The organism is Flavobacterium tistrianum (assembly GCF_003254545.1).
In the GTDB taxonomy this organism is placed as follows: Bacteria; Bacteroidota; Bacteroidia; order Flavobacteriales; family Flavobacteriaceae; genus Flavobacterium; species Flavobacterium tistrianum.
Map to the genome: position 1 here is coordinate 69027 of NZ_QJRH01000064.1, position 15134 is coordinate 84160.

General features: G+C 36.0%; 7 protein-coding genes. 4 read left to right on the forward strand and 3 right to left on the reverse strand.

Annotated features, from left to right (window positions below):
- Positions 1–30 precede the first annotated feature (30 nt).
- The 4 genes from DMB71_RS06445 to DMB71_RS06460 all read left to right on the forward strand — a co-directional run bounded on the left by DMB71_RS06445 (position 31) and on the right by DMB71_RS06460 (position 9782).
- Complete coding sequence (locus DMB71_RS06445) at positions 31–2037, forward strand: MGH1-like glycoside hydrolase domain-containing protein (protein WP_111364659.1); 2007 nt, start codon at positions 31–33, stop codon at positions 2035–2037.
- Between the two features lie 48 nt (positions 2038–2085).
- Positions 2086–4221: a beta-galactosidase gene (locus tag DMB71_RS06450; protein WP_111364661.1), complete on the forward strand. Its 2136-nt coding sequence runs from the start codon at positions 2086–2088 to the stop codon at positions 4219–4221.
- Between the two features lie 186 nt (positions 4222–4407).
- On the forward strand, positions 4408–6705 hold the full coding sequence (locus DMB71_RS06455) for an aminotransferase class III-fold pyridoxal phosphate-dependent enzyme (protein ID WP_111364662.1): 2298 nt from the start codon (positions 4408–4410) through the stop codon (positions 6703–6705).
- A gap of 149 nt (positions 6706–6854) precedes the next feature.
- Positions 6855–9782, forward strand: coding sequence for an FAD-binding and (Fe-S)-binding domain-containing protein (locus DMB71_RS06460; protein WP_111364664.1), 2928 nt, complete (start codon positions 6855–6857; stop codon positions 9780–9782).
- 61 nt (positions 9783–9843) lie between these two features.
- Here the strand turns inward: DMB71_RS06460 and DMB71_RS06465 are convergent, their stop codons facing one another.
- The 3 genes from DMB71_RS06465 to DMB71_RS06475 form a co-directional block, all read right to left on the reverse strand.
- The gene (locus DMB71_RS06465) at positions 9844–11853 is read right to left on the reverse strand and encodes a hypothetical protein (protein ID WP_204251768.1); all 2010 of its coding nucleotides are present in this window, start codon (positions 11851–11853) and stop codon (positions 9844–9846) included.
- A gap of 57 nt (positions 11854–11910) precedes the next feature.
- Entirely contained in the window at positions 11911–13344 is a 1434-nt protein-coding gene (locus DMB71_RS06470; RefSeq protein ID WP_111364667.1) for a hypothetical protein, read from the reverse strand.
- 85 nt (positions 13345–13429) lie between these two features.
- On the reverse strand, positions 13430–15130 hold the full coding sequence (locus DMB71_RS06475) for a RagB/SusD family nutrient uptake outer membrane protein (RefSeq protein ID WP_162614789.1): 1701 nt from the start codon (positions 15128–15130) through the stop codon (positions 13430–13432).
- Between the last annotated feature and the right edge of the window lie 4 nt (positions 15131–15134).

Sequence of the window (15134 nt, forward strand, 5' to 3'; positions counted from 1 at the left end):
TATAATAACACAACACAAAACTGACACGACATGAGCAAAAAGAAAATATTTTTTATTCTTTCATTCCTCTTTCTAATACAATCAGGTTGGTCTCAAAAAAGCTTTCCAAATTTAGAATCTGCTAAAAATAGCATTAATTATAAAGGAAATCCAGCAAACGCAACAGACAGAAAACCATTAGCATTCTCAGATAAAGGTGCTTGGTTTGGATTTGGATTTTTAGAGGGTTCAAATGTTCAGGCAGGATTTTCAGGACCATTTTTAATGACAGAACAAAATGGAGTATGGTTAAGTCCATCATTTGTTTCACTAGAATTAAAAGACGAGAACAAGCAAAATATCATCGACTGGAAAAGTTCAATGGTTACGCAAAACAGTTTCAACAGCCATTTAGAACAACAATTTAAAAATGACAAATTAGAAGTAAAACAGCAATTGGTGTTTTTATCAGGCCATTCGGCTTTGCAAAAAACAAACATTACAAACAAAAGCACAAAATCAATCACTATTTTCCCTTCTTATAATGCGTCTCTTTTTTTAGATGATTTACAATTGTCTAATGAAAAAAACACTTTAAAAATTGTTTCTGCAAAAAGCACTGCAGTAGGATATATTCAGTTTTTAAAATCAAATCCTGAGATTGAAATTACGAAACAAGGATTCAAATCACAGACAGAAAAATTGGTTTTAAAACCAAATGAAACTAAAGAAATTGTAGTTTCACAAAGCTTCATTTTTCCGCAGTATTCTTGGAAAACAGAAAATGAAACGATACAAAAAACGGTATTTACTACACTGTTAAACAACACACAAAAAGAAAAAGAAAAACTGTTGGCAGACCTTATTGCCAAAAAGAAAAATATTTACAAAGATCAGATTTATTCAGATTTTGCAGCAAAATTGGTATTGACTTTACAAAACAATACAAGAATTGCAGCAGAAGGATTAAAACACGGAGGTCTTTTCCCGAGTTATAATTACGAATGGTTTCACGGTTTTTGGGCTTGGGACAGCTGGAAGCATGCTGTTGCAGTAGCGAATTATGATACTGAATTGGCCAAAAATCAAATGCGTGCTTTGTTTGATTATCAGGATCCAAATGGTTTTATCCCTGATTGTATCTATAGAAATAATCTTCTTGAAGAAAACAATTATAGAAATACAAAAGCGCCTCTTGCAGCTTGGGCAATCTGGAAGATTTATGAAAAAACGAAAGATGCTGATTTCATAAAAGAGTTTTACCCAAAGCTTACATTATATCATAACTGGTGGTACAAAGAACGCGATCATGATCAAGATGGTTTATGTGAATTTGGTTCAACAGATGGAACTGTAATCGCTGCAAAATGGGAAAGCGGAATGGACAATGCTGTTCGTTTTGATGATAGCAAAATATTGAAAAATGGTGAAAAAGCGTATTCGTTAGATCAGGAAAGTGTTGATTTAAATTCATTTTTATTTGCTGAGAAAAATTATCTCAGCAAAATGGCAACAGTTTTAAAATTAACTGAAGAAGCTAAAAAATGGAAGGATGAAAGCGAAGTATTAAAACTGAAAATTCAGAAGCAATTTTGGGATGAAACAACAGGCTGGTTTTATGACACGACAATTGACGGCAAAACATTGATAAAAGCAATGGGATGCGAAGGTTATTGTCCTATTTGGGCAGAAGTTGCTACTGCAGAACAAGCTAAATCAGCAAAAAATAATATGATTGATCCAGCTAGTCTAAACACTTTTGTGCCTTTGCCAACATTGGCTGCCAATCACCCAAAGTTTAAACCAGAAGGCGGATATTGGAGAGGACCTATTTGGCTTGATCAAAGTTATTTTGGTATTAACGGATTGGAAAAATACGGTTACAAAAAAGAAGCAAATGAACTAGCACATAAACTGATGCATAATGCTGAAGGTGCTTTAGACAAAGGGACTACCATAAGAGAAAACTATCAGCCTGTAACGGGAAAAGGATTAGAAGCTTTTAATTTCAGCTGGTCGGCTTCACATTATTTAATGCTGCTTTTAGAAGATGAATAATTTGAATTTAACTATTCAATTTAATAACGAATACAAGAACAACTAACTATGTTTAACCACAATATATCTGTAACAAAATTAGTATTGGCGGGATTGTTTATTGCAGGCAGCCATTCAACACCTGTTTTTGCTCAAAATAAAAAAAGCGCAACTACAGAAAATAAAGATCCGCAACGATTTTTCTCAAGGCCTGATTTAATGCAGATCGGAGTATATTATTATCCCGAGCAATGGCCAAGAGAACAGTGGGAACGCGATTTAAAAAATATTAAAAAACTAGGTTTTGAGTTTACGCACTTTGCTGAGTTTGCGTGGACATTTATGGAACCAGAAGAAGGAAAATACGATTTTAAATGGCTGGACGATGCATTGGCAATTGCCGAAAAACAAGGTTTGAAAGTAATCATGTGCACGCCAACGCCAACCCCGCCAGCATGGATGGGAGAAAAATATCCTGAAATCTATTTGGTAGATGCAAGCGGACGAAGAAGAGAACACGGTAACAGAGCAAACCAATCTGTTTCTAATGAAAAATACAGAGAATTTGTTGCTAAAATTGTTACTGAACTTGGAAAAAGATACGGCAATAATAAAAACGTTATTGGCTGGCAGGTTGATAACGAACCAGGAGCGCCAGACGATTTTAGTCCATCGGCACAAAAAGGATTTCAGAAATGGCTTAAAGCAAAATACGGAACAATCGAAAAATTAAATGCGGAGTGGGTAGCCAGTTTCTGGAGCATCAGATACAATAATTTTGAACAGATTGCGATTCCAAATGCAGAGATTTATTTTGAAGACAAACTAAGTCCGCATGCTATTTTAGATTTCAAAAGATACACAGCAGATTCTCAAGCTGAGTATTTGAATTTGCAGGCTGAAGTACTTCGAAAATACATTGATCCAAAACAATGGATTACTACAAATTATACTAATGTAGTTTACGGTGCTGATCCAAGAAAAACAGATAAAATGGATTTTGCAACCTATACGATGTACCCAGTAAGTGGCAGAAATAATTTAGGCGGACAAAATTTCAGAATGGGGCATCCTAATAAAATTTCAGAAGCCAATGATTATTACAGATCTATAAATGGTGTTACGGGAGTAATGGAAATGCAGCCTGGACAAGTAAACTGGGCAAGCATTAATCCGCAGTTATTGCCAGGAACAGTCCACATGTGGATTTCACAAGCTTTTGGTGGAGGCTGTTCATTTACTTGTACATATAGATATAGACATCCGCTTGGAAGCAGCGAAATGTACCATGACGGAATTGTAGGAACAGACGGCGTGACTTTGACAACAGGAGGAAAAGAGTTTGTCCAGTCAATTGAAGACATGAAATTGCTTCGCAAAGAATATAATCCAGAAGCACTAATTCCGCAGGAAATTGCAAAAAGAAAAACGGGATTTTTATGGAGCCACGAAAATCTGTGGGATTTAGAAAACCAAAAACAGACCGAATTCTGGAGTACTTGGAGACATAGAAATACGTATACTTCAGCAATAAAATCGACTGGTGCGCCAATGGATTTTATTACCGAAGAAAGCGATTTTTCAGCTTATCCATTTATTGTTGCACCAGCGTATCAATTAATTGATCAAAAACTGGTAGACAAATGGACGAAATATGTTGAAAATGGCGGAAATTTAATTCTTTCATGCCGTACAGGACAGAAAGATAAAAACGGTCATTTCTTTGAAACCAACTGGAGCGGACCAATTGTACCTTTAATTGGTGCAGATATTGAGTTTTTTGATATGCTTGTTGAAGATGTGAACGGAACTATAACTGCTGGAAACAATACTTATAAGTGGAACGTTTGGGCAGATGTTTTAAATCCGAAACAAGGAACAGAAGTTTTAGCTTCTTATGCCGATCAGTTTTACAAAGGTAAAGCAGCTGCGATTACTAGAAAACTTGGAAAAGGAACCGTTACCTATATTGGAGCAGAAAGTAAAGATGGAAATCTGGAAAGACAAGTAGTAAGAACCGTATACGAACGTGCAAAAGTTGCTATTGAAGATTTGCCAAAAGGGGTTTATCTAGAATGGCGAGATGGTTTTTATGTGGGTGTAAATTATACCAATGAAACTATAAATCTGCCAATTCCTGCTGGAAGTAAAATATTAGTGGGAAAAAATCCATTAGAACCAGCACAGGCTGTAATTTGGAAATAATTATATAGCTCTTCTGCAAGATTTTCAAAACCTTGTAGGTATTTAAGTATGACGCGAGAATATCGTAGAATCCTTTAAAATACCTACAAGGTCTGAAAAAGACCTTGCAGGAAAGCAAAAAAATTAGTGCAAATTAGTGTAATTAGTGGCTAAAAGAAAAAGAATAAATAACTTAAAAGAATAGCAATGATTTTTTCAGAAGCAGTTATTCAGGACTTAGTAAAAGAACATTACGGATTAAACGTAACCGTAAAAGCATTAAATGGATATGATGAATTGAATTTTCTTTTATCCGATGATAAAAATGAAAAGTACATTCTTAAAGTATCAAATGAGAGCCACTCGTTTCCATTTTTGAAGGCGCAGGCTTCTATCTTAAGGCATCTTGGCAATAGTGCTATTTCAGATTGTTTTCAGCATTTCTTTCTAAATAAAAAAGAAGAAGGATTGACAGAAGTTAAGACAGATTCTCAAACCTATCATATTAGAATTTTAAACTTTTTGGAAGGTACTTTTTGGGTAGACCAAAAGAATAAAAACAGCGAACTGCAGTACAATTTAGGTTCTTTCCTAGGAAAAATGGATAACGCTTTGGCTGATTTTTCTCATCCAGCAATGCATCGCAATTATACTTGGGATATTAGCCGTGCCAGTGAAGCAGGAGATAATTTAAAGTATATTCTAAATCACGAAAGAAGACGTATTGCTGGCTATTTTTTATTGCAGTTTGATACAGAAGTAGTGCCACAATTGCACAAACTGAGACATGCCTATATTCATAATGACGCCAACGATTATAATGTTTTAGTAAAAGATAATCGCATTAGTGGTTTGATTGATTTTGGCGACATGGTGTATACGGCTTTAATCAACAATCTAGCGATTGCTTGTGTGTATGCGATGCTTGATGAAGAAGATCCTCTGGCTGTAGCAGCAAAAATTGTTGAAGGCTACCATAATTCGTATGCACTTACAGAACAGGAATTAGATCTATTGTATTATCTCATTGCAGGAAGACTTTGCATTAGTGTAACACAATCGGCTTATAATGCATCATTGGATAGTGACAACGAACATCATTTTGTGACCGAAAAACCAGCTTGGGATTTGCTTTATAAATGGATAAAAATAAACCCAATTAAAGCGCAGGACGCGTTTAGAAAAGCATGCGGTTTTGACGGATTAATCAACAATGACGATTATTCTGAACTTCTGGAAGTTAGAAAAAAGAAAATAGGACGAAATTTAAGCATTGGCTACAAAGACAAACTTAAAATCGTAAAAGGAGCTTTGCAATATTTGTATGATGACAAAGGAAGAACTTTTGTTGATTGTGTAAATAATCCATCGCACGTAGGGCATTGTCATCCCGTTGTAGTTAGAAAAATGCTGCATCAAATAGCGACTTTAAATACGAATACCAGATATTTAAATGATGCCATAACCGATTATGCACAAAAACTGACATCAACTTTACCAGAAAAATTAAGCGTTTGTTATTTTGTAAATTCTGGAAGTGAGGCAAATGATTTAGCTATTCGTATGAGCCGTCATTTTACCAAACAAAAAGATATTATCGTACTCGATCATGCGTATCACGGAACTTCGACCGTAGCAATGGAAATGAGTCCGTATAAATTTGACAGCAAGGGAGGTTCTGGCCAAATGCCGTGGATTCATAAAGCGATTAATCCAGATTTGTATCGTGGTCCTTATAAATATGGAGATGCAGAAGCAGGAGAAAAATATGCTGAAGATGTACAGCGAATTATCGAAAACTTAAAAAAAGAAGATAAAGCGCCAGCAGTTTTTATCTGTGAAACTTTATTGGGAGTTGGAGGTCAGATTCCATTGCCGGAAAATTATTTAAAAACAGTTTACGACTACGTTCGGGCAGCAGGAGGAGTTTGCATTGCAGATGAAGTTCAGGTTGGTTTTGGAAGAATTGGCGATCATTTCTGGGGATTCGAATTGCAAAATGTTGTTCCTGATATTGTTGTCTTAGGAAAACCAATTGGAAACGGACATCCGCTTGCAGCTGTAATTGTAACCGAGGAGATTGCAGAAGCTTTTAATAATGGCTTGGAATACTTCAATACTTTTGGCGGTAATCCTGTTTCTATGGCTACAGGTTTAGCCGTTTTAGAGGTTATTCAACAGGAAGAAATGCAGCAGCATGCTTTGGAAACGGGTAATTATTTGATGGACGGACTAAAAGGTTTAATGGCTAAATATCCTATTATCAGTGATGTTCGAGGACACGGATTATTTATTGGAGCAGAAATGGTAAAAGATAGAATAACTATGGAACCAGCCATTCCTGAAATAGATATTGTAGTTGAAAAACTGAAAGCAAAAGGGTATTTATTGAGCACAGACGGACCTTTGCATAATGTTCTAAAAATAAAACCGCCAATGCCGTTTAATAAACAAAATGCTGATGAAATGGTTGAGTTATTAGACATTGCATTAAGCGAATTATAAAAGCTTTCTTTAAAATAAAAAGGCTTCCGCTGCAAAAAGGCGGAAGATTTCATTAGTTCTACACAACGATTTAAGCAAACCGAAATTAGCCAGCTTTTCTCTTTTATCATTTTTGATAGAAGTGGATTTGTATACAATAAAGTAAAAAAATGAATGATAATAAACTTGCCAACTTAGAAAAGCAATTAAAAGGAAAATTATTTTACGATCATACCATGCGTCTGCTTTATGCAACAGATGCAAGCGCTTACAAAGAAATGCCTCTGGCTGTAGCTATTCCGAAAACTAAAGAAGATATCCAGAAAATTATTGCTTTTGCAAAAGAAAACAATAGCAGTGTCATTCCTCGTGCAGCTGGAACTTCACTGGCTGGACAGGTCGTTGGAAACGGAATTGTGGTTGATATTTCGCAAGAATTTACCAAAATTATTTCGGTAAATCAGCAAGAAAAGTCAGCTTGGGTAGAACCAGGAGTTATTCGTGATGAATTGAATCTTCATTTAAAACCATATAAACTTTTTTTTGGACCTGAAACTTCCACCAGCAATCGCTGTATGATTGGTGGAATGGTGGGAAATAATGCTTGTGGGGCAAGATCTGTGGTTTATGGATCAACTCGAGAGCATGTACTCGAAATAAAAGGTTTTTTGGCAGATGGAAATGAAGTTGTTTTTGGTTCGTTGACCAATGCCGAATTTGAAGATAAATGCAACGGAATTAATGTAGTGAGTCCACTGGAACAGGCCATTTATGTTCAAGCTAAAGAAATATTATCATCTGAGGCTAATCGAAGCTTATTTGAAGCCAATTTCCCTAAGAAATCTATTCCAAGAAGAAATACTGGTTATGCTTTAGATTTATTAGCGGATAGCAGTCCGTTTACTGATGCTGATGAAAAGTTTAACTTCTGTAAACTGATTGCAGGCTCTGAAGGAACACTGTTTTTTTCTACAGCAATAAAACTAAATCTGGTTGATGCTTTAAAACCTTATTCTGCTTTGGTTTGCGTGCATTTTGAAAGCATTCACGAATCTTTAAAAGCTAATATTGAAGCATTGCATTTTAAGCCAGATAGTGTAGAATTAATTGACCATTATATTCTGGAATGCACTAAAGAAAATATAGAACAAAGCAAGAATCGTTTTTTTGTAAAAGGCGATCCTCAAGCTATTTTAGCAGTCGAATTTTTGAGAGATTCTCAAGAAGAAATAGACCGTATTGCGAGAGAAATGGAAGCTTTGATGCGTTCTAAAAATCTGGGGTATCATTTCCCAATTGTTTACGGCGAAGATACCAATAAAGTATGGGCATTAAGAAAAGCAGGATTAGGCCTTTTATCGAATATTCCGGGAGATGCTAAAGCAGTTGCTGTAATTGAAGATACAGCTGTTGATGTTAATGATTTGCCTGATTTTATAGAAGATTTTAATGCCATTCTAAAAGAGAGAAATCTAAACTGTGTGCATTACGCGCATGCTGCCACAGGTGAATTGCATTTACGCCCTATTATAGATTTAAAAACTCATGAAGGGACGGCACTTTTCAGAACCATTGCGACTGATATTGCGCATTTGGTAAAAAAGTACAAAGGTTCGTTGAGTGGAGAACATGGAGATGGAAGGCTTAGAGGAGAGTTTATTCCGCTAATGTTGGGAGATGAAATATATCAGTTATTTGTCCAGGTGAAAAAGGTTTGGGATCCTTGGGGTGTTTTTAATCCTAGGAAAATTGTGAACACGCCTCCTATGGATACGAGTTTGCGTTACACGGCAGGACAAGATACGCCGATGCCTGAAACGTATTTTGATTTTTCGGAACACAACGGAATCCTTCGCGCGGCAGAAATGTGCAACGGATCTGGCGATTGCAGAAAAACAGAGAAAAGCGGTGGTACCATGTGTCCAAGTTATATGGCGACGCGAGACGAAAAGCATACAACTCGAGCGCGTGCCAATATGTTAAGAGAAACCATTACAAATTCTACAAAAACAAATCGATTTGATGATGAGAATCTGTTGGAAGTCTTGGATTTATGTTTAAGCTGTAAAGGCTGTAAGTCGGAATGTCCTTCGAATGTGGATATGGCAAAACTGAAAGCAGAAACATTACAGCAATATCATGATAAAAATGGTGTAAAGTTTAGATCTAAATTGATCGGAAATACGCCAAAGGTGAACCAATTGTTTGCTTCAGTTCCGTGGCTCTATAATTTGTCAACTAAAGGAATTCTCGGAAATTGGATTAAAAAAAGTACGGGTTTTGCGGTAGAAAGACAGTTGCCTTTAATGCATAAAATTACTTTTGCAAAATGGATAAAAAACTATAACCAAAATGGCAATTTTAGAAACGGTAATGTGTATTTGTATAATGATGAGTTTCTGAACTATTATGATGTCGAAATAGGGCAGACAGCTGTCAAACTTTTAAATAGATTAGGTTATAAAGTTTTAGTTCCTAAAATTGGAATTAGCGGAAGAACCTATCTCTCAAAAGGAATGCTGAAAGAAGCCCGAGAAATTGCAGAACAGAATATCAAAGATTTCGAAAAAGCAATTCCAAATGATGGTATTTTGATCGGAATTGAACCTTCAGCAATACTTTCATTTCGTGACGAATATCCTGATTTGTGCCGTGGAGATTTAAAAGAAAAAGCAAAGAAAGCAGCAACTAAAACTTTTTTGATTGAAGAATTTCTAGCTCAAGAATTGGATGCAGGACGAATTACATCGGATAGCTTTACAGAGCAAACAGAAAGAGTTCGTATGCATGGACATTGTTTTCAGAAAAGTTTATCTTCTTTGGTTCCGCTTAAAAAAATACTTTCTCTTCCAAAGAATTACACTGTGTTAAATATTCCAAGCGGTTGCTGCGGAATGGCAGGATCTTTTGGTTATGAAAAAGAGCATTATGATATTTCAATGAAAATTGGAGAATTGGTATTATTTCCAACAATTAGAAAAGAAGAAACGGTTACTTTAATTTCTGCATCAGGAACGAGTTGTAGACATCAAATTGCTGATGGAACAGGAAGAAAAGCATTGCATCCGGTAGAAATATTGTTTAAGGCTTTGAAATAAAAAAACAAACCTCCAAAATATCTTGGAGGTTTGTTTCAAAAACAATAATTCAAAAAAAAAATTATAACTTAATATTTATTGTGCTGCCATCTTTAATAACTTTACTGATAGCTAGCTTTTTTCCATCATTTATTTTTAACTTTAGATTTTTGCCGGCTCTCTCAACTGTAATATCAAAATCGCGCTCAAAAGCATGAATTTGCTTCAGTTTCATAGTTGACCAAGATTTAGGAAGTCTTGGCGTAAAATCGAAACCGTGTAAACCTGTCGGACGAATACCAAATAATCCTTCTGTAAAAATTCTGCAATACAAACCGCTTTCAGCCGAAAGATGACGCTGATCGCCTTCTGGATAAGCTTCTACAGGGTATGGCACGTGATCTCCCAGTAAACGTCGGTTAGAATAATAATGCAAGAAATCTAGCGCCTTGTCTGTTTCGCCAGCAGCAAGAACTCCTCTTAAAGCATACAAAGTAGAACGATCCCAGAATATTTTATCTCCAGCAACGCTTGCCAAACCATCTTTAGTCCATAATCTAGAAGAAAATAATGCATCTATAGTTCCGTCTTTTCTATCATAAATGCCCATTGTAAGTGGCGTACAGATCCAAGCTCTTAAGATATCATTTTCTTTATAGTATTTGTAGGTTTCAAAACCGTCAACTTTAGCTCCAAAATACTTTTCTATAGCTGTTCTCAATTTTTCAGCTTCGGCTTTATAGGCTTTCAGTTGTGCTTCGTTTTTTCCTAAAACCTTACCTAGATAAACAGCAGAATTTAAAGCATCATAATACAAAGAAGAAGTATTAAGATTGGCTTTTCCGGCAGGAAGACGTCCTTCTAGTTCATCAGAATCAGAAGCCACTACGCCATCAGCATTTATTTTTCGGTGGCAATATTCTAAACACCATTCAATTAATGGCCATAATTGTTTTGCTTCATCTGTATTTCCTCTCGAAAGCGCGTAACGTGCAGCTCCATAAGCAATCATAGCACCATCTCCGCGGTCTCCTGCACCTGCCCAAATATCTGTTCCTTCGGCAACAATAGAACTCGGAATAGGTTTGTATTCTTTGTTCATGAATTTTGCAAACTGAAGATAGGCATTTAATGAAGCTTTATTTCCATATTCGTAACCTAGATACGGAAAAAATGGTCCAATATATTCCGCCTGATCATTTGCCCAAATAGCAGCGTAATACGATTCTCCGCCTGGACCGTGCATTGGTCCACCTTTAGTTTCAAAAATACTTTCTGCCGCTCTGATTTTCGCGAAAGCAAATTCGGTATTCAAAACCTGATCTGGTGTTTCCAGAATCAATTTGCTCCAGATTTCACTGATAAATTCTAGGCGTTTCGTTTTTTCTTCTTCAGCATTTACTGCAGGAACTGTTTCGTTTGCTTTAACGCCTGAATAAATAACAGAAAAACTAACCGTTTCATTTGGCTTCAGATTAAAACTTCCGTTATTAATAAGATCTGCATGAATACTATAACTGCCTTCAGTTCCTTTTGCTGGATCTGTAGCATAAACCGCGTTCGATTTTGGAATCTCTACGATGCAGTTTTTATCAGAACTGTTTTTAATAGTATAGATTTCATTATAAACGGATAAAGCTGTAGAAGGAAAAAACTGTCTCGTAAGTTCAAGTTTGTCTGTCTTGCTTTTAACGAATAATGTTCCGTTTAATGTCAATGAAACTGTTTTTTCTGCTGGAATTGGCTTATAATTTACTGTCACAAGATCAAAAGCATCCTGAGCAAACTGACGCGTTAAACTCGCATGCGTATTATTCGGAATGGTTCTAAGCATTGGCCAGACTAAACTGCGTGTAGCATGAAATGAACCATCAGCCGCGATGCCATATCTTAGAACACACGAGATTCTTTTACCGCTCATTTCTATGTGATCGTCATGCGGAATCGTATTGTTTATTTGCCAAGAAATCGAGCCGTCGGCATTAATTTGCCAACGTTGGTCTTCCTGCGAAAATGCTGTATTTGCCATAAAGCATAAAGCAATAAGGACAAATAAAAGAGGTTTAAGTTTTTTTCTAGAAGATATCTTCATAGTGTTTTAATTTTTTAATTGTGTCCATTGTATTAGTAGTACATTGAACGAGTTGTTTTAGCGAGTGGCCGCCGTAATTTTCTGTCCAGGATTCACACGAATTGTAATAGCAGTGTAGGGATTTCCCTTGTTGTCCTTTTCATGAATTACGGCAGCTTTTTTATCATTTATAAAAATAGAATTGTAATTTCCAGTAAACATAGCTTTCCATTCTATAAATTTTTCGCCTTTGTTGTGTAGTGTTGTTGTTTGGTTTTTGTGTTGGACAGCTAATGTTGTCTGTAACACTGGTAAATTGTCGACCTCAGAAATGCTATCTTTTTTTCCTCGATTTACTGTTGTTATTGTTTTTTTTGATGCATCTGGCTCTATTCCCATGTAACCGTGTATGATGCCTTCGATTACGCCATATGAAACTTCTGGATATTCTCTTCTTTTGGTTTCAGGGGCTGTTAAGTGTAAAATGTATTCGTATGCTTTATCTTCGTAACCATATTTATATAATAAAAAAGGAAGATAAGAGGCGTTTTCTACATTGCTTTTTGATGAAAGAATGTTCTTAATTGTTTTTTCGGTTCTGTCTGTATTTGTCAAAGCATCAAACCATAATAAAAATAGTTCGCCCGTATCTTTACTGAATTTTCCGTCAGCGGTATAAATTACATTATAAGCAGAAGCGTTTTGATCCCACCAGATATGTTCGATCTGTTTTTGGTATTGTATTGCTTTTTTTTCGAAGAATGCTGCTTTTTCAAATTGTCCTTTTTCTTTTAAAATAGAAGAGTAGGTAAATAATCCTCTGTAAATTGCTGCAACCAGATCAACTCCCATTTTTAAACCCGGAATGCCTTCAGAATAAGAAGCCAGTCCGCGACATTTATGAAAATCGTCTTTGATGTTGAATGGAGAAGGAGAGTTTACAAATTCGGGTCTAGTTAATAACGAATCAACTTCCAAAGACCAACGTTCTATATAGGCTGTTGATGATTTTTCGAAGAAATTCTCAAACTCAGGATTTTTTATATAACCTTCATCGCCGGTCCATAAATATAATCTCCAGCAAGCAAATATGACATCAAAATTACTGTTCAGGTTGTACCAAAATTCTTTGTCGTTTCTGTAATCCTCAGGAGCTGGTTTTCCGTATTTGTTGATTTCCCAATACGAGCACCAGTCTTTACTTTCTGAAATGTTTTTAGCAAATAACGAAAGCATATTTTTATTTTCCTTACTTAGTCCAAGGATTTCTGCGCCAATGCTCTGATGCGACACATCGCGCATGCAAAATGCAGATCGCGAAGGCAGAGCCGCTTCATACCATGGCCCAACAGGATCATTAGAATCTCCTTTATAGCTCAATGCCATACTTTTGGCACGCTCAAAAGCCAGTTGAAGTGTAGCATCAGAAGATTTAAAAGTAACGGTTTCTTGACTAAAGGCATTCAAAAAGAAACAGCAATTGGCCAGTAAAACTAAAAAATGATTTTTCATAAAGCTATTTTCGATTTGGATTTTGGTCTGAATACAATTAAAAGCAAACCCATCCCCCTAGATGGGTTTGCTTAATCGGTTATAGTTAATTATAACCTGGGTTCTGGGGTAAACCTGTTCTATTAATCTCATCCCTAGGAATAGGAAGCAGATAATGTTGTGGTTTGAAAATCCTTTCCTGAACTTTAGAATAGGTGTAAGTTTTAGAACCATCATTGTTTTTGGTAATAATTACTCCCATTAAAGGTTTATTTTCAGTTTCTTCTGCTATTTTCCAACGACGCACATCGTAGTAACGGAAACCTTCAAGACATAATTCAACTTGTCTTTCGTTACGGATTTTGTTTTCTAAAGCTGTTCCAGTTAAACCTGTCAAAGGATTTGTAATTCCTGCGCGTTGTCTCAATAAATTAAGATATTGAATGGCAGTTCCTTCATGTCCTAATTTAAATTCTGATTCAGCATAGTTCAGGTAGATTTCTCCTAAACGAGAAATAATCCAAGCTTTATTAGTTTGCGTTTCATTATTGTAATTGTATGTTGTATCGCAATATTTGCGGAAAGTATAGCGCGTTTTACTAGCGTTCCAAGTATCCCAACCTTGAGGAGAATCTAAACCTCCTTCGTAGAATTCGGCTTTATTTGAACTTCCTGCATCATAACGATCTTGAAAGAATTCAGGTTTTCCGTAAGCGCGTCCATCATAAACAATATTTTTATAAAAACGAGGATCTCTGTTTACATAAGGTTTCTGAGGATCGTAACCAGACGTTGGATCTGTAATGTCTTTTCCGTCAGCTGTTCCGTATGCATCAATATGGCTTTGGCTTGGAGCAAAATTTGCCCATCCGTGGAAACCGCTTGGCGAATTAAACATTTCTACACCATTAAAAGCACTCCATTGCGGATCTTTACTAGACAAACGGGAAAATATAATTTCTGAATTGTTTGTAGTAAAAAGATCTTCATACTTTTTGTCGTAAAGAGAATACATATTTAAGTCCATAACTGCTTTTGCAGCGTCTGATGCTTTTTTCCATTTTGCCAAATCGTTAGAAGGATTCCATTGCGGACTTGCGGCATACAGTAAGGCTCTAGATTTTATGGCAAGTGCAGCACCTTTTGTTACTCTTCCTAAATCTTTAGCTGTTAAAGGAAGCAATTCTGCAGCTTTGTCTAATTCTCCAACAACGAAATCAACACATTGATCATACGAACTACGATCCACTTTAAAATTACTGTTTAGTTCAAAAGGTTTAGTAACAAGAGGAACTCCTCCATAATCACTAATTAATTTAAAGTATGCATACGCTCTTAAGAAAAGGACTTCACCTTTTAATCTGTTTCTCCAAGCTTCATCTCCAGGAACGTTATCAATTCGGGACAAAAAGATATTGCAATTTTGAATTGTAGCATAAGTAGGTTTCCAAGTATTGAAATCTCCTGCGTTGTCTGGAGTAAGCGCTCCTGAATTTAGATTCCACACATCATAATCGTTAAAATTATTGAAGGCTTCGTCACAGGCAGTAGATAATATCCAGCTTCTGTTTGTTCTATCGTTCCAGTTGTGCTGAGTGCTTGGCAATACTGTGTAAAGATTATTAGCGAAAGCTTCTGTAAGTTTTAAGTCATTCCATACATTTTCATCTGTATAAGAATCCAAAGGAGCTTTATCTAAAGGATCTTCACTACAGGATGTCACCGCCGAAAGGCTGATAAAAAGAGCAGCCGCAATAACAGCTTTCTTTTTTATGTTTATTAGTTTATTGATTTTATAATTTTTCATGTCT

Excerpts from the sequence above, each read along its gene's own strand:
- DMB71_RS06465 (WP_204251768.1), bottom strand. The coding sequence starts at position 11,853 with ATGAAGATATCTTCTAGAAAAAAACTTAAACCTCTTTTATTTGTCCTT.
- DMB71_RS06455 (WP_111364662.1), top strand. The coding sequence starts at position 4,408 with ATGATTTTTTCAGAAGCAGTTATTCAGGACTTAGTAAAAGAACATTAC.
- DMB71_RS06450 (WP_111364661.1), top strand. The coding sequence starts at position 2,086 with ATGTTTAACCACAATATATCTGTAACAAAATTAGTATTGGCGGGATTG.
- DMB71_RS06460 (WP_111364664.1), top strand. The coding sequence starts at position 6,855 with ATGAATGATAATAAACTTGCCAACTTAGAAAAGCAATTAAAAGGAAAA.
- DMB71_RS06475 (WP_162614789.1), bottom strand. The coding sequence starts at position 15,130 with ATGAAAAATTATAAAATCAATAAACTAATAAACATAAAAAAGAAAGCT.
- DMB71_RS06445 (WP_111364659.1), top strand. The coding sequence starts at position 31 with ATGAGCAAAAAGAAAATATTTTTTATTCTTTCATTCCTCTTTCTAATA.
- DMB71_RS06470 (WP_111364667.1), bottom strand. The coding sequence starts at position 13,344 with ATGAAAAATCATTTTTTAGTTTTACTGGCCAATTGCTGTTTCTTTTTG.